Genomic DNA, 21765 nt, shown 5'->3' on the forward strand with positions numbered 1-21765 from the left:
CGGCGCCTCCGCGCCGGGCCTATCCCGGAGCACGCGATCATGGCCCGCGCATTCGCGAAGATCGCCTTCACCCCGAGCGTCAAGGCGGCCCAGACCCGCTACGGGAGCCGCGCCACCTATGCCGGTCTCGATACGGCAGGCGACACGCATGATGTCATCACCCCCCGCGAGGCGACGTTCATCGAGGCCCGCGACGGCTTCTACCAGGCGAGCGTCGGCGAAGGCGGGTGGCCCTATGTCCAGTTCCGCGGCGGGCCGCGCGGCTTCCTCAAGGTGCTCGGCGAGCGGACCATCGGCTATGCCGATTTCCGCGGCAACGTGCAGTACATCAGCGTCGGCAACATCGCCGCCGACGGGCGCGTGGCGCTGATCCTCATGGACTATGCCAACCGCCGCCGGCTGAAGATCTGGGGCCGGGCCCGCATCGTGCACGAGGACGAGGACCCCGGCCTTGTCGCGCGGCTGGAGAACCCCGCCTATCGCGCACGCGTCGAGCGGGCCGTCGTCATCACGGTCGAGGCCTTCGACTGGAACTGCCCGCAGCACATCGTGCCGCGCTTCACCGAGGACGAGATCGCCGCGCTCACGGCCCCGCTGCAGCGGCAGATCGAGCAGCTCTCGGCCGAGAACCGGCGACTTGCGTCAGCCGGCACCGCCGAGGCCATCGGCAATGGTCCGGTTTCGCTCGTCGTGTCGGCCATCCGCCAGCTCACGCCGAAGGTCCGCCTCTACGAGCTGCGCTCACCCTCCGGCGAGGCCCTGCCGCCCTGGACGGCCGGCGCCAACCCGCTCCTCGTCATGCTCGCCGGAGCCGACTGGTCCTTCCTCGTGACGCCGGTCCTCGCCGGCGCGACCACGCTCGTCGCCGTGGCCCTCCTCTATCACCGCTGCACCGGGCGAAGGGACTATCCGCGCTACTGGTTGTGAGATACCGGCAGGAGCGGCAGGGTCACGCTGACGCCCAGGATTTTTTCCGCGCCCCACGTCACAGGGGCATCCACCCGATCGTCATCCCCATGAACGGCGAATATCGCCGCCGCGAACAGGAGACGACGATGACTGAAACACGAAGCGTGCGTTACGATCAGGTCATTCCCGACGTGCTGAAGGTGCTTGGCAGCGTGCATCCGGTGATCGACGGCCACGGCCTCGACAGAACGATCCACCACCTCGTCCAGCTGCGGGCCTCGCAGATGAACCGCTGCGCCTTCTGCGTGAAGATGCACACGCGCGAGGCGCGGGAGGACGGCGAGACGAACGACCGGCTCGATCGCATCATCGTCTGGGACCAGGTGAACGACTTCTCCGAGCGGGAGAAGGCCGCCCTCGCCTGGACCGAGGCGCTGACGGAGCTCGACCACCACCGCGACCTCGGCGCGCTGCGCGCCCGGTTGCGCGCGCATTTCTCCGAGGCCGAGATCGGCGCGCTGACGGCCACCGTCGCCATGATCAACCTGTGGAACCGCATCCAGGTCTCGGGGCACTGACATGGACGCGGGCGAACACGGACAGGTCTTCGAGGAAGAACGCTCGCGGCTCGTCGGCCTCGCCTACCGCATCCTCGGCTCGCGCGCCGATGCCGAGGATGCGGTGCAGGACACGTGGCTGAAATGGCGCCTCGCGGACACGCAGGCCGTGGACAATCCCGCCGCCTGGCTGACGGCCACCTGCACCCGCCGCTGCATAGACATGCTGCGGTCGGCCCATCGCAAGCGGGTCGACTACATCGGGGCGTGGCTGCCGGAGCCGATCCACACGCCGGTCGGCCACGCGGCGGCGGAGAGCCACGAGATCGCGGCGACGCTGACGACGGCCTTCCTCCTGATGCTGGAGCGCCTGACGCCGAAGGAGCGGGCCGCCTATCTGCTGCGCGAGATCTTCGACATGGACTATGCCGCCGTGGCGGAGGCGATGGAGCTGCGCGAGCCGGCCGTGCGCAAGCTCGTCTCGCGCGCCAAGGCGGCGGTCGGCAGCGATGCCGTCCGCCACGTCGCGCCCCTCGAGCGCCAGCAGGAGCTGCTGGCCGCATTCCAGGCCGCTGTGGCGGAGGGCGCGACCGCCGGCCTGACGCGGCTCCTCGCCGAGGACATCCGTGTCACCGCGGACGGCGGCGGCAAGGCGACGGCCGCGCGCGAGCCCATCGAGGGGCGCGAGGCGGTGCTCGACTTCCTGGCCGGGCGGCTGCACGAATGGTGGCGGAGCTATCGCTGGGTGGAGGCCGCCATCAACGGCCAGCTCGGCTTCATCCTCACGGACGCCGATGCGCCGGTCGCGGCCGTCACCTTCGGCTTCGATGCCGAGGGCCGGACGAGCGACGTCTTCATCATGCGCAACCCCGACAAGCTCGCCGGCCTGACGGCGCTTGTCAGACATTGAAGGAACGGCGCGGCGTCAGTCGCTGCGCGCAGCGTCGCAACACCGGCTCGAAGGCTGCGACGGCCGGCGAGAGGGAGCGGCCGCTGGCATGGATGAGGACGATGTCGCGGGAAATCGACGGCGCGGTCAGGGGCCGCGCCGCCACGCGCTTTCCCTCAGCCGCGGCGAAGGCATAGGTCGGCAGCACGGCCGAGCCGAGGCCGGCCTCGACGAGGGCGACGGCGGTCGTGATCTGCGAGACCTCGAAAGCGGGCCGCAGCGGCACCTCGGCCGCCTCGTAGCCGACTTCGACGAGAAGGCGGATGCCGCTGTCGCGCGTCAGCGTGACGAGCGGCTCGTCGGCAAGCTCTCGCCAGGCGACGGCATCGCGATCGAAGAAGGGACTGCCGGGGCCGCAGAAGAGCATCAGGCTGTCGCGCGCAAGGCTGGCGCGCTCGATGCCCTCCTCGGCCGGGGCGAAGGTGCCGAGCCCGCAATCGGCCTTGCCGAGACGCACGGCCTCGACGATGCGGTCCGTGCCCGTGTCGAGCACGGCGACCTGGATGCCCGGATGGCTCGCGCGGAATTCGGCGATGGCACGCGGCAGGATGGCGGCGGCAAGGAGCGGCGGGGCGGCGATGACGATGCGCCCGCGGCGGCGCTCGGCAAGGTCGGCCGCATTGCGCACGGCAAGCTCGAGGTCCTCCAGCACCTTGCCGGCGGCGGCCGAGAATTCCCGCCCGCCCGCCGTCAGTTCCACCCGCCGCGTCGTGCGGTCGAACAGGCGGATGCCGAGCGCGGCCTCCAGCTCCCGCACCTGCTGCGACAGCGCAGGCTGCGTCATGCGCAGCCGCTCGGCGGCGCGCGTGAAGCTGCCGAGCTCGGCCACGGCAAGAAACACCTCGATCTGGCGGATGGTGACGTTCATGGCGCGATTTATAGGTTCTTCTTCTTAATTAATATAAATTCACCGAATTGTCATATAGCCGACCCTTTGCTGTGATCGTCGCCGGCCTTCCCTGGATGCGCGGAAGGCTCTGCCGTTCATTCGGGGGAAGGCGGCCTTGGCGAACAGCGAACAACGCCAGACGAGCGTCGGCCGGTGGATCGGGGCGAGCCTGCCCCGTTTCGAGGACGCGCGACTCGTCACCGGCGCCGGCCGCTTCGTCGACGATCTCGCGCCCGACGCCTGTCTCCACGTCGAATTCGTGCGCAGCAGCCACGCGCGGGGGACCATCGCGGCGATCGACACGGCGGAGGCGCGCGCGGCGCCGGGCGTCGTCGCCGTCTTCACCGGCGCCGAGCTCGGCGCGCTGGGCGAGGCATCGGTCAATCCGCTCCTGCCGGATATCCGCGTGCCGCGCTTCTCCGTTCTCGCCTCAGGCACCGTCGAGGCCGTCGGCCAGCCCCTTGCCGCCGTCATCGCCGAGACGGCCGCTGCCGCCCGCGATGCGGCGCAGCTGGTGGCGGCCGAGATCGAAGCCATGCCGCTGCGCGACGGCGGCCCGGACGACGAGGCGATCAGCCATCGCTGGGCGGCCGGCGATGTCGAAGCCGCCTTCGCCGGCGCCGACCACATCGTTCATGTCTCCGTGGCCCACGCCCGGCTCGCGCCGGCGCCGCTCGAACCGCGCGCGGCGCTCGCCGAATGGAGCGAGGCCGAGGGCCTGCTCACCGTCTGGCTGTCGACGCAGACACCGCATCGCGCCCGCCAGGACCTTGCCCGCATCCTCGGCCTGCCCGCAGCGCGGCTGCGCGTGATCGCGCCCGATGTCGGCGGCGCCTTCGGCGGCAAGGCCTCGATCTATCCCGAAGATGTCTTCGTCGCCTGGGCCGCGCGCCGGCTCGGCCGGCCCGTGAAATGGTGCGCGACGCGCGGCGAGGACCTCCAGGCCGCGACCCAGGGCCGCGGCGGGCGGCTCGAAGGGTCCCTCGCGCTCGACCGGCACGGCCGCGCGCTCGCGCTCCGGGCGAACCTCGACTTCCCGCTCGGCCATTGGCTGCCCTACAGCGCGAGCGCGCCGGGCCGCAATGCCGGGCGCATCCTGCCGGGGCCCTACCGCATCGGCGCCGTCGACATCGCGCTCACCGGCCGGCTGACGAATACGGCCGCCGTCGGGATCTACCGCGGCGCCGGGCGCCCGGAAGCGGCCATGCTGATGGAGCGGCTGATGGATGCGGCGGCGCGGGCGCTCGCGCTCGACCCCGCCGAGATCCGGCGGCGCAACCTCCTTGCCTCCGAGGAGCTTCCGTTCCGCACGGCGACGGGGGAAGCCCTCGATTCCGGCGACTATCCGCAGCTGCTCGCGCGCGCCTGCGAGCGGGCGGACTATGCCCGGCTGCGCGAAGAGATCGCCGCCCGGCGCGCCGCCGGCGAAATATGCGGCATCGGCCTTGCGCTCTATGTCGAGCCGTGCGGGCAGGGCTGGGAGAGCGCCACCGTCTCGCTCGCCGCAGATGGGGGTATCCTTGCCGCCACCGGCGCGACGGCGCAGGGCCAGGGCCGGGAAACCGCCATCGCGCAGATCGTCGCCAGCGGGCTCGGCGTGCCGCCCGGGCGCGTCCGCGTCCGCCACGGCGACACCGCCGGCGCGCCCGAAGGCATCGGCGCACTCGCAAGCCGCAGCACGGCCATCGGCGGCAGCGCCATGCTCAAGGCCGTGGAAGCCTTCCGCGACGAGGCGCGCCGGGCCGCGGCAAAGCTCCTGCAATGCGCCGAGGCGCATGTCGCCGCCGTCGAGAGCGGCTTCGTCGCCCTCGACGGTACCGGCCGCGCCATCTCCTGGCAGGGCATGGGCGAAGGCCTCGCCGCCGGCACGGAGGGGGACACCGCCCTCTCCACCTCCGTCGTCTTCCATGCCGACGGGGAAGCCTGGAGCAGCGGCTGCTGCATCTGCGTGGTCGGCATCGACGGCGAGACCGGGGTGCCGACAATCGAACGGCTCACGTGGGTGGACGATGCCGGCACGGTGCTCAACCCGATGCTGGTCGAGGGCCAGCTCGTCGGCGGCATGGCGCAGGGGATGGGCGAGGCGCTGATGGAAAGCCTCGTCTATGACAAGGACGGCCAGCTCGTCACCGGCTCCTTCATGGATTACGCCATGCCGCGCGCCGCCGACGTGCCGCCCGTCGCCATCGATAAGCTCGAGACCCCCTCCCCCACCAATCCCCTCGGCGCCAAGGGCGTCGGCGAGGCGGGCACCATCGGCGTGCCGGCCGCCATCGTGAACGCCGTCCTCGACGCCCTCTCACCCTCCGGCGTCACCCATCTCGACATGCCCCTGACGAGCCAGAAGATCTGGAAGGCGATCAGGGCCGGCACCGGCCCCGAAAGAGCAGGCAAGCCATGAATTACGCGAAGAAGGACGCCAAGGCCTATGCCCGGGCCAACATGAAGGGCATCTGGGCAGCGGCGCTGACGCCGTTCACGCCCGCGCTCGCCCTCGACGAGGACGGATTTCGCGAGAACATCCGCCACTGGCTCGACGACCTGAAGATCGACGGGCTCTTCATCGCCGGCAAGCAGGGCGAGTTCTTCTCCATGTCGGTGGAGGAGCGCAAGCGCAGCTTCGAGATCGCGGTGGAGGCCGCGGCCGGCCGCGGCGCCACCATCATGTCCTGCTCGGACCAGAACATGGACGTGGTGATCGACCTTGCGCGCCATGCCGAAAAGGTCGGCGCCGACTACATCGTCATCCACGCGCCGATGCTGCACTTCTTCAAGGCGCAGGACGAGACGGTCTACGAATACTACCGCGCCATCGCCGACAAGGTCGGCATCGGCATCGCCCTGTGGAGCCACCCGGACAGCGGCTACCTCATGAGCCCGGAGCTCTGCAACCGCCTCGCCGATATCGAGAACGTCGTCGCCATCAAGTACAGCGTGCCGCGGCCGATGTATGCCGAGCTGACGCGCCTGGCGGGCGACCGCATCCTCGTCAGCACCGCCTCGGAGGAGGAGTGGCTCGACAATATTCTCGAGCTCGGCTGGCAGCTCTACCTGTGCTCGTCGCCGCCCTATCTCGTCCAGACGCCGCACGACCTGCGCATGCGCGAATATACGGATCTCGCGCTGCGCGGGGAGGCGGAGCGGGCGCGCGCCGTGCGCGACAGCCTCGATCCCGTGCGCCGGGCGCTGCGCGGCACGCGGCCGGCCGAGAAGCCGCATGCGCATCAGAAATACTGGCAGGAATTGCTCGGCCAGGTCGGCGGGGCTGTGCGCCCGCCGCTCTTGCCCCTGACGGAGGCCGAGAAGGCGGCGACGCGCGCCGCCTTCGACACCTGCGGGCTCAGGACCGCAGCCACGGCCGCGGCGTGAACGGTGCCGAAAACCTAAAGCGGAGGAGAGGACGCGATGAAGACCGGACGCCTGAAAGCCTTCAATTTCGCCAGGTGGATCGAGGAGCACCAGCATCTGCTGAAGCCACCCGTCGGCAACCAGCAGGTGTGGGAGGACGCCGACATGATGGTGACCGTCGTCGGCGGCCCCAACCAGCGCACCGACTATCACGACGATCCCGTCGAGGAGTTCTTCTACCAGATGAAGGGCAACGCCCTGCTCAAGGTGGTCGACAACGGCGCGTTCTACGACGTGCCGCTGCGCGAGGGCGACATCTTCCTGTTGCCGCCGCACGTGCGCCATTCCCCGCAGCGCCCCGAGGCCGGGTCGATCTGCCTCGTCATCGAGCCCAAGCGCCAGCCGGACGAGATCGACGCCTTCGAATGGTACTGCTTCGACTGCAGCACCCTCGTCCACCGCGTCGAGGTCAGCCTCAAGAGCATCGTGCGCGACCTGCCACCGCTCTATGAGGCCTTCTATGCGGACGAAAAAAAGCGTACCTGTCCGAACTGCGGCTCCATCCACCCCGGGCGCAAGCCTCCGGAGGGATGGGTAGCGCTATAACGGGCACGAGAACCCGACAACGACGACCCAGAGACGGAACGATTGGCCGAGGAACCGCAATGAAGTTCAAATCGCTGTTGTTGGCGCTGGCGATGACCGGCGCCGCCTTGCCGGCAGGCGCCGAGACGCCGGTCAAGATCGGCATGATCACGACGCTGTCCGGCCCGGGCGGCTATCTCGGACAGGACATCCGCGACGCCTTCAAGCTCGCCATCGACATGGAGGACGGCAAGCTCGGCGGCGTGCCGGTCGAGCTCATCGTCGAGGACGACAGCCTGAAGCCCGGCCAGGGCAAGCAGATCGCCGACCGCCTGATGAAGAACGACGGCGTGAAGCTGTTCACCGGCATCGTCTTCTCCAACGTCGCGGGGGCGACCGTGCCGGACATCGTCGATTCCGGCGCCGTCTACGTCAGCCCCAATGCCGCGCCGTCGAATTTCGCCGGCAAGGAATGCCACCGCAACTACTTCGTCGTCTCCTGGCAGAACGACAGCCTGCACGAGAGCGCGGGCCAGAACGCGACCAATCTCGGCTACAAGCGCGCCTTCATCCTCGCGCCCAACTACCAGGCCGGCAAGGACGCGCTCGCCGGCTTCAAGCGCTATTTCAAGGGCGAGATCGTCGGCGAGGTCTACACCCGCCTCGACCAGACGGACTTCGCCGCGGAGATGGCGCAGATCCGCGCGGCCGATCCCGACGTCGTCTTCCAGTTCCATCCGGGCGGCCTCGGCATCGCCTTCCTGCGCCAGTACCAGCAGGCGGGCCTGACGGGCAAGATCCCGATGGTCCTCGCCGCTCCCTCCATGGACCACGTGACGCTCAACGCCGTCGGCGAGGCGGCGCTCGGCGTCAATGTCTCGAGCCACTGGAACGCCGACCTCGACAATCCGGCCAACAAGACCTTCATGGACGCTTGGCAGAAGGCCTACAACCGTCCGGCGACCTATTATGCGAGCCAGGGCTACGACACCGCGCTGCTGATCGCCTCGGCGCTCCGGCAGACCGGCGGCAAGCTCGACGACATCGAGGCGTTCAACGCCGCCCTCGCCAAGGCCGACTTCCAGTCCGTGCGCGGGGCCTTCAAGTTCGGGCCCAACCAGCACCCGGTCCAGGACTGGCGTGCCCTGCGCGTCGAGAAGGACGGCGACAAGCTCGTCCTGAAGACCGTCGGCACCATCTTCACCGACCACGGCGACGCCTACGCCGAGCAGTGCAAGCTCTGAGGGCGCATTGCTGCGGCAGCGGCGGGCAGCACGCCCGCCGCCGCTGCCCGCCCACGGCAAGACGGGCCCGAGATGACGCTCCTCCTCGAACAATTGCTGAACGGCCTGCAGTTCGGCGTGATGCTGTTCCTGCTCGCCGCGGGGCTGACGCTCATCTTCGGCATCATGGGCGTCATCAATCTCGCCCACGGCTCGCTCTACATGATCGGCGCCTATGCCGCCGCGATCGCAGCCGAGCGCACGGGCTCCTTCCTCGTCGCCGTGCCGGCGGGGCTCGCGGCGGCCGGCCTCGCCGGCATGGCGATGGAATATCTCGTGATCCGCCGGCTCTATGCGCGTGACCATCTCGACCAGGTGCTCGCCACCTTCGCCCTCATCCTCTTCTTCAACCAGACGGTGACGCTGCTCTTCGGCCGCCAGCCGCTCTTCGTCTCCATCCCCCCGGCGCTCAACGGCTCCATCGAGATCCTGCCGGGGCTCGCCTATCCGGTCTATCGCCTCGCCATCATCGCGGTGGGGCTTGCGGTGGCCGTCGGCCTCTACCTTCTCATCAACCGCACGCGCATCGGCATGCTGGTGCGGGCCGGCGCCACGCACCGCGACATGGTCCGGGCCCTCGGCGTCGACGTGCGGCTTCTCTACACGGCCGTCTTCGGGCTCGGGGCGCTGCTCGCGGGCCTCGCCGGGCTGATGGCGGGGCCGATCCTCGCCGTCCAGGTCGGCATGGGCGAGCAGATCCTCATCATGACCTTCGTCGTGGTGGTGATCGGCGGCGTCGGCTCCATCCGCGGCGCCTTCTTCGGCGCGCTCATCGTCGGTGTCGTGGACACGCTCCTGCGCGCCTTCCTGCCCGGCCTGCTGCGCCAGCTTACGACCGGCCCGGAGGCCGATGCGCTGGCGGCGGGCCTGTCTTCCATGGGCATCTATCTTCTCATGGCGGTCGTCCTGCTCGTCCGCCCGAAGGGACTGTTCATCGCCAATGCGTGACACCGTGACGGCGCAGACGGGCTTTGCCCCACCTTCCGCGAAACCGCTCCTGGCGGCGGCCGCCGTCATCGCGGCGCTCGTCCTCCTGCCGTTCGTGGCGCAGGCCGCCGGCTCGCCGGCAACGGTGGCGCTGGCGACGCGCGTGCTCATCTACGGCATCGCGGCCGCGAGCCTTAATCTCGCCCTCGGCTACGGCGGGCTCGTCAGCTTCGGCCATGCCGCCTTCTTCGGCATCGGCGGCTATACCGTCGGCATCCTCTACCAGCACTACGTCGCGGACGAGCTCATCCTCGGCCTGTTCACGGGCAGCAACCAGCTGCTCGTCACCCTGCCCGCGGCCGTCGTCGTCTCCGGCCTTCTGGCATCCGTGATCGGGGCCCTGTCGCTGCGCACCAGCGGCGTGCAGTTCATCATGATCACCCTCGCCTTCGCGCAGATGATCTTCTACCTCTTCGCCTCGCTGACGGCCTATGGCGCGGAGGACGGGCTCATCGTGCGCCGCCGCAACGAGCTCTTCGGCCTCGACACGCGCAACGACACGGTCTTCTACTTCATCTGCCTCGGCGTGGCGGCCGCCTTCTTCGCGCTCCTGTCGCGCATCGTGCGCTCGCGCTTCGGCCTCGTCCTCGTCGGCCTGCGCCAGAGCGAGCGCCGCATGGCCGCCATCGGCATCGCGCCCTACCGCTACAAGCTCGCCGCCTTCGTCATCTCCGGCATAGGCACCGGCCTCGCCGGCGCGCTGATGGCCAACTACCTGCGCTTCGTCAGCCCGGACATGCTGCACTGGACCAAGTCCGGCGAACTGATGATCATGGTCATCCTCGGCGGCGTCGGCACGCTGTTCGGGCCGCTGCTCGGGGCCGCCGCCCTCGTCATCCTGGAGACGGTGCTGGCGGCCTGGACGGAGCACTGGCAGATCATCCTCGGACCGCTACTGCTCGCTGTCGTGCTGTTCACGCGCGGCGGGCTGCAGGCACTGCTGGCGCGGCTCGGAGGCAAGCCATGAGTGGGATCTCGCCCGAGCCCCTTCTCAGCGTCCGCGGCCTCGCCAAGCGCTTCGGCGGCCTCATCGCCACCGACGGCGTCGATCTCGACGTGATGCCGGGCGAGCTCCATGCTCTCATCGGCCCCAACGGCGCCGGCAAGACGACGCTCATCGCGCAGCTCTTCGGCGAGTTGAGGCAGGATGCCGGCGCCATCCGCCTCGACGGGGAGGAGGTGGGCCATCTCGCGACGCCCGGCCGCGTGCATCGCGGCCTCGGCCGCACCTTCCAGATCACGCAGCTGCTGCCCGACTTCACGGTGCTCGACAATGTCGCGCTCGCCGTACAGGCGCGGGACGGGCACAGCTTCCGCTTCCTCGCCGACGCGCGCCGCGACGAGGGCCTGCACAGCCGCGCCCGCCGCCACGTGACGGCGAGCGGCCTCGCCAACCGCGCCGAGACCCGGGTGGCGGACCTCTCGCACGGCGAGCAGAAGCAGCTCGAGCTCGCCGTGGCCCTCGCCTGCGAGCCGCGCCTCTTGCTGCTCGACGAGCCGATGGCCGGCCTCGGCCACGTGGAAAGCGGCCAGATGGTGGAGACGCTGCGCGCGCTCAAGGGCCGGACCACCATGCTCCTCGTCGAGCACGACATGGATGCGGTCTTCGCCCTCGCCGACCGGGTCTCCGTCCTCGTCTACGGGCGCATCATCGCGACGGGCACGGTGGAGGAGATCCGCGACAACCCGGACGTGCGCACGGCCTATCTCGGCGAGGGGGACGCCTGATGCTCAGCATCCGCCAGCTGGAGGCCGCCTACGGCACGAGCCAGGTGCTCTTCGACGTCGCGCTCGATATCGCCGAGGGCGAGGTCGTGACCCTGCTCGGCCGCAACGGCATGGGCAAGACGACGACCGTGCGCGCCATCATGGGCCTGCTCGCGCCGCGCGGCGGCAGCATCGCGCTCGACGGCGCCGACATCCGCGGCGCGGCGCCGGAAACCGTCGCCCGCCGTGGCCTCGGCCTCGTGCCCGAAGGGCGCCAGGTCTTCCCGACGCTCACGGTGCGCGAGAACCTCGTCGCGACGGCGGCCAACCGCCTGCGCCGGCCCCAACCGTGGACGCTGGAGCGCGTCTATGCCCTTTTTCCGCGGCTTCAGGAGCGGGCGGACCAGTATGCGCGCACGCTTTCGGGCGGCGAGCAGCAGATGCTCGCCATCGGCCGGGCGCTGATGACGAATCCCAGGCTGCTCATCCTCGACGAGGCGACCGAGGGTCTCGCGCCGGTCATCCGGGCCGAGATCTGGCACTGCATCGCCGCGCTCAAGGCCGAGGGCCAGTCGATCCTGCTGATCGACAAGAACCTCAACGTGCTGAAGCGCCTCGCCGACCGCCACTACATCCTCGAAAAGGGGCGCACGGTGTGGACCGGCTCCAGCACCGACCTTGCCCGCGATACGGAACTGGTGCACCGCTATGTCGGCGTCTGACAACGATCCTGCCCCGCTTGCCGCCCATTCGTCGCACCGCGATCCGGTCGCGGCACTGCGCGAGGCGCTCTCCGCCATCCTGCGGGGCCTCGTGGCCGCCGGCTGCGGCCCGCATCATCTGACCGGCATGGTCTGGGAGAGCGCCGATCCGGCCGCCTTCCACCCGGCGCGCCATGAAGTCGACCTCACTTATCGTGAAGTCTTCGCCGGCTTCCGCCCGCCGATCACGCTGCGCCCCGGAACGGATGACGGCCTGACGGTGCGTGCGAGCTTCGCGCCGCCTGCCGCGCCACCTGCGGAACCCGTCTATGCCGGCTACAGCCTGCCGGAGCTCGCCCGCCAGTACAGCCCGCGCCTGCAGACGGACATGGAGGCGCTTTTCCGGCAATGGAGCCGGGACGGCGAAGCCTTCCGCGCCCATCATCGCGGGCTCGATCTCGCCTATGGCCCCGGCGTCTACGAGCGGCTCGACCTCTACCGGCCGCAAGGAGCCAGGCGCGCGCCGCTGTGGGTCTTCCTGCACGGCGGCTATTGGCAGGCCTCCGACAAGGCCCAGCACGCCCAGTTCGCCAGGGGCATGCTCGACGCCGGCTATGCGGTCGCCATGCCTAACTACGGCCTCGCACCCGACACGCCGCTCAGGGTCATTGTTGCCCAGGTCGGGGCCGCCCTGCGTTTCCTCGCGCGCGAGGCGGACAGCCTCGGTATCGATGCCGCGCGCATTCACCTCGCCGGCCATTCCGCCGGCGGGCACCTCGCCGCCATGGCGGCGCTCGACCCGCGGGACCCGCCGGTGCGCTCAGCCCTGCTGCTCTCGGGCCTCTTCGACCTCACGCCGCTCGGCCTCCTGCCGCTCGGCCGGCTGCTCGGCCTCGACGATGCGGCCCTTGCGGCGCGGCTCAGCCCGCTCGGCCATCCGCCACCGCGCGGCCTGCGCATCGGCGTCGCGGTCGGCGAGAAGGAGAGCGATGAGTTCAAGCGCCAGTCGCGCGTCATTGCCGAAGCCTGGGGCGCGCCGGCACCGCTCATCGCCGCCGACCGGCATCATTTCAGCCTGCTGGAGGACCTGAACGGCGGCGCGCTGCTCGATCTGGCGCTGGCGACGGCCGCCGATTGAGCCCGCGACGAAGGACAGGCGCATGCCCGCAATGACGCGCAAACCCCTGCGGCTCACGATCGTCGGCTGGGGCGCCATCGCCCGCCGTGTCGCCGGCCTTCTCGCGGAGCGCGTTCCGCAAGACGTCACCCTCGTCGCCGTCGGCGTGCGCGAGACGACGGCCATCGGCGCCGGCCTGCCCGCGGGCGCGGCCCTGCTTCGCCACCCGGACGCACTCGCCGCCGTTGCCCCGGACATGGTGATCGAAGCCGCCGGCCGGGCTGCCGTCGGGCCGTGGGGCGAGGCCGCGCTGCGCTCGGCCGACACCTTCGTCGTGTCGTCGACCAGCGCCTTTTGCGATACTGCGCTCCACGACCGGCTCATCCGCATCGCCGAGGACCGCGGCAGCCGCATCGTCATCCCGCCCGGCGCGCTCGGCGGCATCGATGCCCTCAGCGCGGCCGCCGCTCTGCCGCTCGACGAGGTGGTGCACACCATCGTCAAGCCTCCGGCCGCCTGGCGCGGCACGGCGGCGGAGGCGCTCGTCGTGCTCGACCGCATCGAGAGCCCCACCGCCATCTTCACCGGCTCGGCGCGCGCGGCTGCGGACCGCTTTCCGCAGAACGCCAATGCGACCGTCATCACGGCGCTTGCCGGCATCGGGCTCGACCGCACCCGCGTCGTGCTGGTGGCCGATCCGCAGGCGACCGGCAACAGCCATCGCCTTGCGGCACGCGGCGCCTTCGGCACGCTCGAGGTGACGATCGAGAACCGGGCGCTCGCCGACAACCCGAAATCCTCGGAGATGACGGCGCTCAGCCTAGCGCGGCTGGTGGAGAACCGCGTGCGCACGCTCGCGCGCTAGAGCGCGTGAGCCTCAGCCGATGCGCGTCATGCGCCGCACGTCGGCGGACCTGATGATGCCGCGGCTGCGCTCACCATGGGCCACGAGGTGCGGAGCCGCGAGGTGCCGGTCGAGCGCCGCCTCGTCGCGCCAGTTCTCGTAGAAGATGAAGAGGCCGGGATCGGCGTTGTCCCGGTGCAGGTCGTACTGGATGCAGCCATCTTCCGCCCGGGTCGGGGCGATGAGTGCTTCGAGCGCCGCACGGGCGGCTTCTTCCTGTCCCTCCTCGGCGCGGATGATGGCGACGACGGTCAGCATGGGTGAACGAACCTCCGGCAAGTGTCCCAACGTGAAGGGGCCGGCGGCGAGCCGGCCCCGTCGCCACCGATCCTACTCGGCCGCGATGCGCCGCGCAGCCGCCTGTTGCTCCATGGCGCGGCGCACGCGCACGGCCTCGCTGTCGGCGATCTCGACATCTTCCCAGCGCACGACGCCGCCGGGCGCGACCGGCCGCTTCAGCGCCACCTTGTGCGCAAGGCCGATGGGCAGCGCGCCGATGGCGAGCGAATCCTCCGCCCGCATCACCCGCCCCCAGACGGTGTAGCCGCCCTCGCCGTCGAGCATCTCGCCCGGCTTGAGCGCCTTCTTGGCGACGGCCACGACGTCCGAGCGGAAGGCGCTCGGCGCGCCCGTCGCCTCGCCGCGCAGCGCCGCATTGGCGACGCTGACGCCGAGCTCGAGGCCGATGAGATGCACGGTACGGTAGAGCGCGGCATAGCGGCCGGACGGGTCCACGGTGATGTTGTATTCGCGGAAGCAGCGGCGGGCATAGTCGCCGCGCACATCCGTGTCTGCCGCCTCGAAGACCACGTAGACGCCCCAGCGCAGGTCGTTGACCACCTGGCGCCCGTCGCGCTCGACGCTGGTGACGACCTCGACCATGCCCTTGCGCTCGAGCACGCCGCCGTCGGCGACGGGCCTGAGAACCTGGGGCAGGTCGTGCGCGCCGGCGGGCGGAAAGAGGAGGCCGTCCTTCGGCGCGAGCAGACCCGTCGCGTTCGAGATCGCGGCCATCTCGATGGACGATTTGGTGCCGTCGATGAAGGAGTTGAACATCTGCGGGTTCATGCCGCCGAGGGCCGCCTGTTCCGGCGTGATGCCGAAATGCGTCCACACCGTCTCCGGCGTCGACTGGTGGTAGCTCGGCATGTACTTGGTGCCCTTGCCGGCGGCGACGACGCGGAAGCCGCAGGTCTCGGCCCAGTCCACCATCTCGCAGACGAGCGCCGGCTGGTCGCCGTAGGCGAGCGTGTAGACGAGGCCGGCCTTGCGGAATTCCTCCGCGAGATGGGCGCCGGCGAGCACGTCCGCCTCGACATTGACCATGACCATGTGCCGGCCGTTCTTCGCCGCCAGGAGGGCGTGGCGGATGCCGGCGCCCGGATTGCCCGTGGCATCGATGACGACGTCGAGGCCGTCGGCCTTGATGAGCGCCTCCGAATCCTCGGTGAGGTGCGTGCCGCCCTTCGCCAGCGCATCGGCGAAGGAAGCGGCGGCGACCGCCTCGACGTCCCAGCCGGTGTTGGTCATGGCCTTGCGGGCGCGCTCGGCCGAGAGGTCGGCCACCGCCATGAGGTGCAGCCCGACTGTGGTGCGCACCTGGGAGAGGAACATCGAGCCGAACTTGCCGGCCCCGATGAGGCCGACCCGCACGGGCCGGCCCTCGGCTGCGCGATGCTTGAGCATGGATGCGAGATTCACGGGGATTGCTCCTGTTCAGATCAGAAGTGGATGGTGAAGGCCGGCACGAAGGCGACGAGCCCGAGCAGCGTGATGGCGACGAGGTAGAACGGCCACATCTCGCGGGCGACAGCACCCACGCTCTCGCGCGAGATGGCCGAGGCGATGAAGAGCGTCGTCCCCACGGGCGGCGTGAACAGGCCGATGGCGAGGTTGATCGTCATCATCACGCCGAGTTGGATCAGGTCGAGCCCGATGGCCCCGGCAAGCGCCACGAACAGCGGCCCGAGCAAGAGGATCGCCGCCGGCAGGTCGAGGAACATGCCGACGAAGAGCATGACGAGGTTCATCATCAGGATGATGAGCCAGGGTTCCTTGAGCGTGTTCAGCGCCCAGTCCGCCAGCATGGCCGGGATGTTCTCGACGGTCAGGATGAAGCCGATGAGGTTGGACGCGGCGATCACCAGCATCACGACGCCCGTCGTCGCGAGGGTCGCGATGATATTGGCGAGAAGTCCCGTGCCGTTGAGGTCGCGATAGAAGGCGAAGCGGATGATGAGCGCGTAGGCGACGGCGATGACGCTCACCTCCGTCGGCGTCGCGATGCCGAAGCGCAGGAGGACGACGATCATGAGCGGCAGCGAGATGGCCGGCGCCGCGACGAGCGCCGTCTTCGCCACCGCCTTCGCACCGCCCTCGATGCGCACCACCGGCAGGTCGCGCGCACGGCCGATGAGCCAGCACGAGACCATGAGCCCGATCGTCAGCATCGCGCCGGGCAGGAGACCGGCGAGGAAGAGCTGCGCGATGGAGGCGTTCGAGACCGCCGCATAGAGGATGAGCGGGATCGACGGGGGGATGAGCACGGCGATGATGGAGGAGGAGGCGGTGATCGCCGCCGCCAGTGCCGGCGGATAGCCCTCGCGCCGCATCCACGGGATGAGCATGGCCCCGAGCGCGGAGGCGTCCGCCACCGCCGAGCCCGACACGCCGCCGAACAGCGCCGAGCCGAAGACGTTGACCTGGCCGAGGCCGCCGCGGAAACGCCCGACAAGCGCGGCGGCGAAGGCGATGAGCTGCTGCCCCAGCCGCCCCGACATCAGGAGCGCACCCGACAGGATGAAGAAGGGAATGGCGAGCAGCGGGAAGCTCTGCATCGGCTGGAAGATCTTGAGCAGCACCACCGTGCTCGGGATGTCGCCGAGGAGGAGGATCGCCGCCGTGCCGCTGAGGACGAGTGCATAGCCGATGGGCATGCCGACGAGCATGAACGCGGCAAAGAGGATGATGAGCAGCACCGTCACGACGCGGCCTCCCCGTGCTGGCCGCCCGGCTCCATGCCGTCGCGCGCCTTGAGCGGGTCGCCCGCGTCGCCGGCGATCCGGAGGGCCGTGGTCAGCGCCGTGACGGCGATGAGCACGCAGCCGGTGACGAGCGCGAGATAGGCGAAGGACATCGGCAGGCCGAGGACCGGGAACCGCTCGGCGGACGTGACCTCGATCACCATGCGTCCCTCGAGCGCGAGGAAGACGAAGATCGCCGCGACGAGGACATGGACGATGACGAGCACGACGCGGCCCATGGCCCGCGGCATCAGCAGGATGCCGAACTCGACCACGATGTGCCGGCCGAACTGCGCCGCGACGACGATGCCGGACATGGCGAGCCACGGGAACAGCAGGTCCGGCAGTTCGTTGACCCAACCGATGCTGGCGTTCGTCGCATAGCGCACGATGACCGAGGTCATCACCGCCACGAAGAGCGCGACTGTGACGAGCGCGCCGATCGCCTGGGCGAGGAGAAGCACGGTCCCGTCGATGATGCGCACGAGCGCGGCAAGGCCGCTGCCCGTGCGCACGGCGGGACGGCTCAGGGCCGTCACGAGCCTGCCCGCGCGGCGTCGACGAGCTTCGGCACGAAGTCGCCGAACTGGGCTTGCCACTTGTCGTAGACCGACTTCGTCGCCTCGCGGAACGGACCGGGGTCGACCTCGTTCACGGCTACGCCGGCGTCCTTGATCTTCTGCAGCAATTCGCCGTCGGCCTTCAGCGACAGCTGGCGCTGGAAGTCACGCGCCTCGCGCGCCGCCTCGAGGATGATGTCCTTCTCCTCCTGCGACAGGCTGGACCAGGCCATCTTGTTGATGAGGAAGGGCGTCACCTCGTACTTGTGTCCCGACAGGGACATGAACTTCTGCACTTCCTGGAACTTGGAATAGTAGATGTTCATGATCGGGTTCTCCTGCCCGTCCACGACGCCCTGCTGCAGGGCAAGGTAGAGCTCGGAGAACTTCATCGGCGTCGGATTGGCGCCGAGCGCGGCGAAGATGTCGGTGCCCATCGGGTCCGGCGGCACGCGCAGCTTGAGCCCCTTGAGATCGTCCGGCTTGGTAATGGGGCGCACATTGTTGGTGATCTGGCGGATGCCGTTGTCCCACCAGGCGAGCACGATGAGGTTCTTCTCCTCGGCCTTCTTGGCGAGCTCGTCGCCGATCGGCCCGTCGATCACCTTCCAGGCACTTTCGAGGTTGTCGAAGAGGAATGGCAGACCGAGCGTCGTCACCTCCGGCACCACCCCGGACATCGAGCCCTGGCTGTTGAGCGACATGTCGAGCGTGCCGAGGCGCAGGGCGGAGATCATCTCCACGTCGTCGCCGAACTGGGCGTTGCCGGCGACGGTCACCGTCAACTTGCCGCCGCTCGCCTCCTTCACCTTCTCGGCGAAGGCAAGGGCGGCCGTATGCCGTGGATTGGTGTCCGACGTGGCATGCCCGAGGCGAAGGGTCTTGGCTTCGACTGCGACGCTCGACAAACCGAGCACGACCGCAACGGCCGTCGTGGCCGCGACATTGATCCAGCGCATGAGACACCCTCCCGTTCGCGCCGTGCCCGCGCCAGGCATCGGCGACGTTGTAAAATGAGATTTGCGTTTCCCGGCCATCGCCGCCGCGCGGCGATTACTTCCCTGTGCAATGGCTGCTTGGTTTTTTGCGGTGCAGCACTTGTTGTCGCGAACGAAAGCCTAGGACGGCTTGGTCTTTAGGACAAACCAGTTTTATGATCCGATTGTTTAGCTGGTCTGAAAGGTCCGCCATGTATCTTCCCTACCGGGCCATCAGCGCCTTTCACGCCACTGCGCGCTGGCGCAGCCTGACCAAGGCGGCGGAAGAGCTCGGCGTCACGCCCTCGGCGATCAGCCAGCAGGTGCAGTTTCTCGAGACGCATCTCGGCACGTCGCTCCTGACGCGCCGGGGCCGCGGCATCGCCCTGACCGAGGCCGGCGAGCGCTATTTCGAGATGATCGACCCGGGGATCGAGCGCATCGCGACGGCGACGCGCAACATGCGCGGCTACAATGCGGTCACGGTGCTCACCGTCCGCGCGGCCCCGACGCTGGCGACCAAATGCCTGCTGCCGGCCCTCGCCGGCTTCCTCGACGACAACCCCGACCTCGAGGTGCGCATCGACGCGACGAACGAGCCGACGGACTTCGCCCGCGAGGGCGTCGATCTCGAGCTTCGTCACGGCGAGGGGCGCTGGCCGGGCCTGTTCGTCGATCCGGTCTACGAGGAGACGGTCATGCCGCTGTGCGCGCCGCAGCTCGCGCCGCCCGGCTCGCTCGGCGCCGAGGATCTGTTCGGCTTCCGCCTCATCCAGTCCGTCAAGACGCTGGTGCAGTGGCCGGACTGGTTCCGCCACGCGGGCATCGACATGCCCTCGCGCGTCAGGCGCGTGCTGTTCGACCGCTCGTACATGACGATCGAGGCGGCGGCCGACGGCATGGGCATCGCCCTCGAGAGCGACCTCACCACCTGGCGCGAGCGCCGCGACGGGCGCCTCGTCTGCCCCATGCGCGAGCCGTTGCCCATGCGCATGGTCTCGCAATGGTTCGTCTGCCCGCACCAGAACCTGCGCCACCGCAAGGTGCAGGTCTTCATCGCCTGGGCGCGCGAGGTCCTGTCCCGCCAGCCCGGCGGTGGACGCCGTCCCTGAGCGCTTATCCTGCGCCCCCGCGTGGCCGGGCGATGTCGTTGACGCCCTCCGCATCGGGCGCGAGGCCGTAGCTCATGCGGCGCATCTGGCCGATCACGCGCTCCATCTCGTCGTCGGGCAGGACCGGCGGGTCGCCGAGCGTCAGCGCCTGGACATAGAGCCGCGACAGGGTCTCGACCTCGATGGCGAGCCACAGCGCCGCGTCCAGCGTCTTGCCGAGCGCGATCTGGCCGTGCTGCCCGAGAAGGCAGGCCAGGCGTCCCTCGAGCGCGGCGAGCGCGTTGTCGGACAGTGCCTGCGTGCCGAAGGTCGCGTAGCCGGCACAGCGGATGTCGTTGCCGCCGGCGACGCCGACCATGTAGTGGAAGGCCGGGATGCGCTTGTGATGGCAGGCCAGCGTCGTCGCATAGATGGAGTGGCAGTGCAGCACCACGTCGATGTCCGTGCGCGCGCGCAGGATGTCGCGATGGAAGCGCCATTCCGACGAGGGGCGGCGGCCGACATAGGTGCCGTCGAAGTCCATCTCGACGATGTCCTCCGGCGTCATCGTCTCATAGGGCATCGACGACGGCGTGATCAGGAAGCCGTCGCCGGCGCGCACGGAGAGGTTGCCCGCCGTGCCCTGGTTGATGCCGCTCGCATTCATGCGCCGGCAGATGTCCACCATCTCGCGGCGCAGGGCCTGCGTGTCGTTTGCTGCCATGGAAGGCTCCTTTCTCACGATGTCGGGGCGGCCAGCGCATCGCGGCGAACCGCTTCGCGCCACCGCTCCGCATAGGCGATGAAGACCGGCGGAAGCGGGCCGGCCTCGCTCAGATCGACGGGGGCCGGCTGCGATCGCTCGCCATGGCCGGCGAGCAGTGCCGCTCCGGCCGCGACGCCATAGGCATCGAGGCTGAAGCGCACGCGCCGGTCCGGCGCAAAGGCGGCGACGAGCGCCGGATAAAGCGGCTCGCGCACGAAGCTGCCATCGAGGACGACATCCCTCCCCGGCCCCAGCGCATCGAGGCACTCGGCCGTCAGCAGGGCGCAGTGGAGGACGGCGAGGGCCTTGCGCTCCGCTGGCGTCGCCGGCGGCTCGCCACGGATATGGCCGCGCCCGGCGCTCCCGGGAAAGAGGCTGTCGCTGTCGCCGAAGGAGGGCATCGCCATGGTGCCGCGCGCGGCAAGCCGGGCGGCGGTCTCGACGGCGACAGGCTCTGCCGGGGCATCCGGACCCGCGATCGCCGCGAATTCCCGCCCGCCCATGCTGAGAACGCCGCCGAGCGGCGCGCCGAAGACATCGCTGTTGCAGGTCATGCCGCGATGCTCGTCGAGCCGCGCGAGCGGCGTTCCGCCCGACAGCCCGACGATCCAGGTGCCGGTGGAGACGACGCTTGCCGCGCGCAGCCCCGCCGCCTGGTAGCGATAGTAATTCACGCTGCTGTCGTGGCCGCCGGCGAAGATGGCGAGGTCCTGCGGCAGCCCGTGACGGGTCACGAGCGTCGGCCTGAGCCGGCCCACCGCCTGCCAGGCTCTGGCGAAGGGCGGCATCAGCCGTTCCCAGCCGCGATCGCGCACAATGGCCGCCCAGCTCCGCTCGGGAACGTTCCACAGATGCGACTGGGCGCCGAGCACGCTCGCCTCCGAGACGGCGACGCCGGACATGACCCAGGCCCAGTATTGCGGGATGCCGAGATACCAGCGGGCCGCGGCGACCGCCGCCGGCGCCTCCCGTTCCATCCAGAACAGCTGGCGTGCCTGGTGCGTCGCCCCGTGCATCAGCGCACTGCCGCGGTCGAGAAACGGGCCGGCGAGCGGCGCATAGGCCTCGCGGATGTCCTCCGGCAGCGGCTGCTCGTAATCGATCATCGGCAGCGCCGCGCCGTCGCCCATGTCGGGATCGGCAAGGGCGAGGACGCCGCCGGAGCCGTGCCCGACGGGCACGAAGCCCTGCAGAGCATGGCGCTTCGCCAGCGTGCCGAGCCCGTCGAGCAGCCAGCCGCGGATCGCCGCAAGGTCGTGGTGCCGCCAGGGCGGCCCCTCGCGCACCGGATTGGCCACGCTCAGTGTCTCGAGCACGTGCCCGTCGGCGTCGACGGCGCTCAGCTTGATGTTCGTCTTGCCGACGTCGAACACCGCGACGACGCCGCCGGCCCGCATCCCGGCCATCGCGTC

Annotated in this window: 22 protein-coding genes; 14 read left to right on the forward strand and 8 right to left on the reverse strand. The window is 69.8% G+C overall.

Translation table 11 applies throughout. The features are described 5' to 3' along the window. Positions 1–39 precede the first annotated feature (39 nt). The 3 genes from AL346_RS20620 to sigJ all read left to right on the forward strand — a co-directional run bounded on the left by AL346_RS20620 (position 40) and on the right by sigJ (position 2376). Positions 40–927 (forward strand): pyridoxamine 5'-phosphate oxidase family protein, encoded by an 888-nt coding sequence (locus AL346_RS20620; RefSeq protein ID WP_019404186.1) that lies wholly within the window; start codon positions 40–42, stop codon positions 925–927. A gap of 128 nt (positions 928–1055) precedes the next feature. After that, on the forward strand, positions 1056–1487 hold the full coding sequence (locus tag AL346_RS20625) for a carboxymuconolactone decarboxylase family protein (RefSeq protein WP_026015482.1): 432 nt from the start codon (positions 1056–1058) through the stop codon (positions 1485–1487). A gap of 1 nt (position 1488) precedes the next feature. Beyond that, positions 1489–2376, forward strand: a complete 888-nt coding sequence (gene sigJ / locus AL346_RS20630; protein ID WP_053194107.1) for an RNA polymerase sigma factor SigJ — start codon at positions 1489–1491, stop codon at positions 2374–2376. Here the strand turns inward: sigJ and AL346_RS20635 are convergent. Beyond that, entirely contained in the window at positions 2366–3283 is a 918-nt protein-coding gene (locus AL346_RS20635) for a LysR family transcriptional regulator (protein ID WP_019400160.1), read from the reverse strand. The genes sigJ and AL346_RS20635 overlap by 11 nt on opposite strands. A 136-nt stretch (positions 3284–3419) precedes the next feature. Between AL346_RS20635 and AL346_RS20640 the strand changes: the two genes are divergently transcribed. The 10 genes from AL346_RS20640 to AL346_RS20685 all read left to right on the forward strand — a co-directional run bounded on the left by AL346_RS20640 (position 3420) and on the right by AL346_RS20685 (position 13897). Further along, entirely contained in the window at positions 3420–5705 is a 2286-nt protein-coding gene (locus AL346_RS20640; RefSeq protein ID WP_019400159.1) for a xanthine dehydrogenase family protein molybdopterin-binding subunit, read from the forward strand. Next, positions 5702–6673 (forward strand): dihydrodipicolinate synthase family protein, encoded by a 972-nt coding sequence (locus AL346_RS20645; protein WP_019400158.1) that lies wholly within the window; start codon positions 5702–5704, stop codon positions 6671–6673. The genes AL346_RS20640 and AL346_RS20645 overlap by 4 nt, the downstream gene beginning before the upstream one ends. Before the next feature lie 36 nt (positions 6674–6709). Then, complete coding sequence (locus AL346_RS20650) at positions 6710–7258, forward strand: 3-hydroxyanthranilate 3,4-dioxygenase (protein ID WP_019400157.1); 549 nt, start codon at positions 6710–6712, stop codon at positions 7256–7258. Positions 7259–7317: 59 nt separating this feature from the next. After that, positions 7318–8481: an ABC transporter substrate-binding protein gene (locus AL346_RS20655; protein ID WP_019400156.1), complete on the forward strand. Its 1164-nt coding sequence runs from the start codon at positions 7318–7320 to the stop codon at positions 8479–8481. A 72-nt stretch (positions 8482–8553) separates the two neighbouring features. Next, positions 8554–9468 (forward strand): branched-chain amino acid ABC transporter permease, encoded by a 915-nt coding sequence (locus tag AL346_RS20660; RefSeq protein WP_019400155.1) that lies wholly within the window; start codon positions 8554–8556, stop codon positions 9466–9468. Beyond that, positions 9461–10474, forward strand: a complete 1014-nt coding sequence (locus tag AL346_RS20665; RefSeq protein WP_019400154.1) for a branched-chain amino acid ABC transporter permease — start codon at positions 9461–9463, stop codon at positions 10472–10474. Before AL346_RS20660 ends, AL346_RS20665 begins: the two co-directional genes overlap by 8 nt. Further along, positions 10471–11235, forward strand: coding sequence for an ABC transporter ATP-binding protein (locus tag AL346_RS20670; RefSeq protein WP_019400153.1), 765 nt, complete (start codon positions 10471–10473; stop codon positions 11233–11235). The genes AL346_RS20665 and AL346_RS20670 overlap by 4 nt, the downstream gene beginning before the upstream one ends. After that, positions 11235–11936, forward strand: coding sequence for an ABC transporter ATP-binding protein (locus tag AL346_RS20675; RefSeq protein WP_019400152.1), 702 nt, complete (start codon positions 11235–11237; stop codon positions 11934–11936). The genes AL346_RS20670 and AL346_RS20675 overlap by 1 nt, the downstream gene beginning before the upstream one ends. Next, positions 11923–13053 (forward strand): alpha/beta hydrolase, encoded by a 1131-nt coding sequence (locus AL346_RS20680; protein ID WP_019400151.1) that lies wholly within the window; start codon positions 11923–11925, stop codon positions 13051–13053. The genes AL346_RS20675 and AL346_RS20680 overlap by 14 nt, the downstream gene beginning before the upstream one ends. A gap of 31 nt (positions 13054–13084) precedes the next feature. Further along, entirely contained in the window at positions 13085–13897 is an 813-nt protein-coding gene (locus AL346_RS20685; protein ID WP_019400150.1) for an aspartate dehydrogenase, read from the forward strand. Between the two features lie 12 nt (positions 13898–13909). Here the strand turns inward: AL346_RS20685 and AL346_RS20690 are convergent, their stop codons facing one another. The 5 genes from AL346_RS20690 to AL346_RS20710 form a co-directional block, all read right to left on the reverse strand. After that, a complete protein-coding gene (locus AL346_RS20690) occupies positions 13910–14194 on the reverse strand; it encodes a putative quinol monooxygenase (protein ID WP_019400149.1) in 285 nt (94 codons plus the stop codon). Positions 14195–14266: 72 nt separating this feature from the next. After that, a complete protein-coding gene (locus tag AL346_RS20695; protein ID WP_019400148.1) occupies positions 14267–15637 on the reverse strand; it encodes an NAD(P)H-dependent oxidoreductase in 1371 nt (456 codons plus the stop codon). A gap of 20 nt (positions 15638–15657) precedes the next feature. After that, complete coding sequence (locus AL346_RS20700) at positions 15658–16920, reverse strand: TRAP transporter large permease (RefSeq protein WP_019400147.1); 1263 nt, start codon at positions 16918–16920, stop codon at positions 15658–15660. Next, positions 16917–17498, reverse strand: a complete 582-nt coding sequence (locus AL346_RS20705) for a TRAP transporter small permease (protein ID WP_019400146.1) — start codon at positions 17496–17498, stop codon at positions 16917–16919. Before AL346_RS20705 ends, AL346_RS20700 begins: the two co-directional genes overlap by 4 nt. Further along, positions 17495–18478 carry a TRAP transporter substrate-binding protein gene (locus AL346_RS20710; RefSeq protein WP_019400145.1) on the reverse strand — a complete coding sequence of 328 codons (984 nt, stop codon included), beginning with the start codon at positions 18476–18478 and terminating at the stop codon, positions 17495–17497. The genes AL346_RS20705 and AL346_RS20710 overlap by 4 nt, the downstream gene beginning before the upstream one ends. Positions 18479–18708: 230 nt before the next feature. On the opposite strand from AL346_RS20710, the gene AL346_RS20715 reads away from it, so the two are divergent. After that, positions 18709–19608, forward strand: a complete 900-nt coding sequence (locus AL346_RS20715) for a LysR substrate-binding domain-containing protein (protein ID WP_019400144.1) — start codon at positions 18709–18711, stop codon at positions 19606–19608. A gap of 4 nt (positions 19609–19612) precedes the next feature. Here the strand turns inward: AL346_RS20715 and AL346_RS20720 are convergent, their stop codons facing one another. Together AL346_RS20720 and AL346_RS20725 are read right to left on the reverse strand one after the other, a co-directional pair. Then, positions 19613–20311: a class II aldolase/adducin family protein gene (locus AL346_RS20720; RefSeq protein WP_019400143.1), complete on the reverse strand. Its 699-nt coding sequence runs from the start codon at positions 20309–20311 to the stop codon at positions 19613–19615. Between the two features lie 14 nt (positions 20312–20325). Next, positions 20326–21759 (reverse strand): FGGY family carbohydrate kinase, encoded by a 1434-nt coding sequence (locus AL346_RS20725; protein WP_019400142.1) that lies wholly within the window; start codon positions 21757–21759, stop codon positions 20326–20328. Between the last annotated feature and the right edge of the window lie 6 nt (positions 21760–21765).

Origin of the sequence: Chelatococcus sp. CO-6, assembly GCF_001271345.1 — a bacterium.
Taxonomy (GTDB): Bacteria; Pseudomonadota; Alphaproteobacteria; order Rhizobiales; family Beijerinckiaceae; genus Chelatococcus_A; species Chelatococcus_A caeni.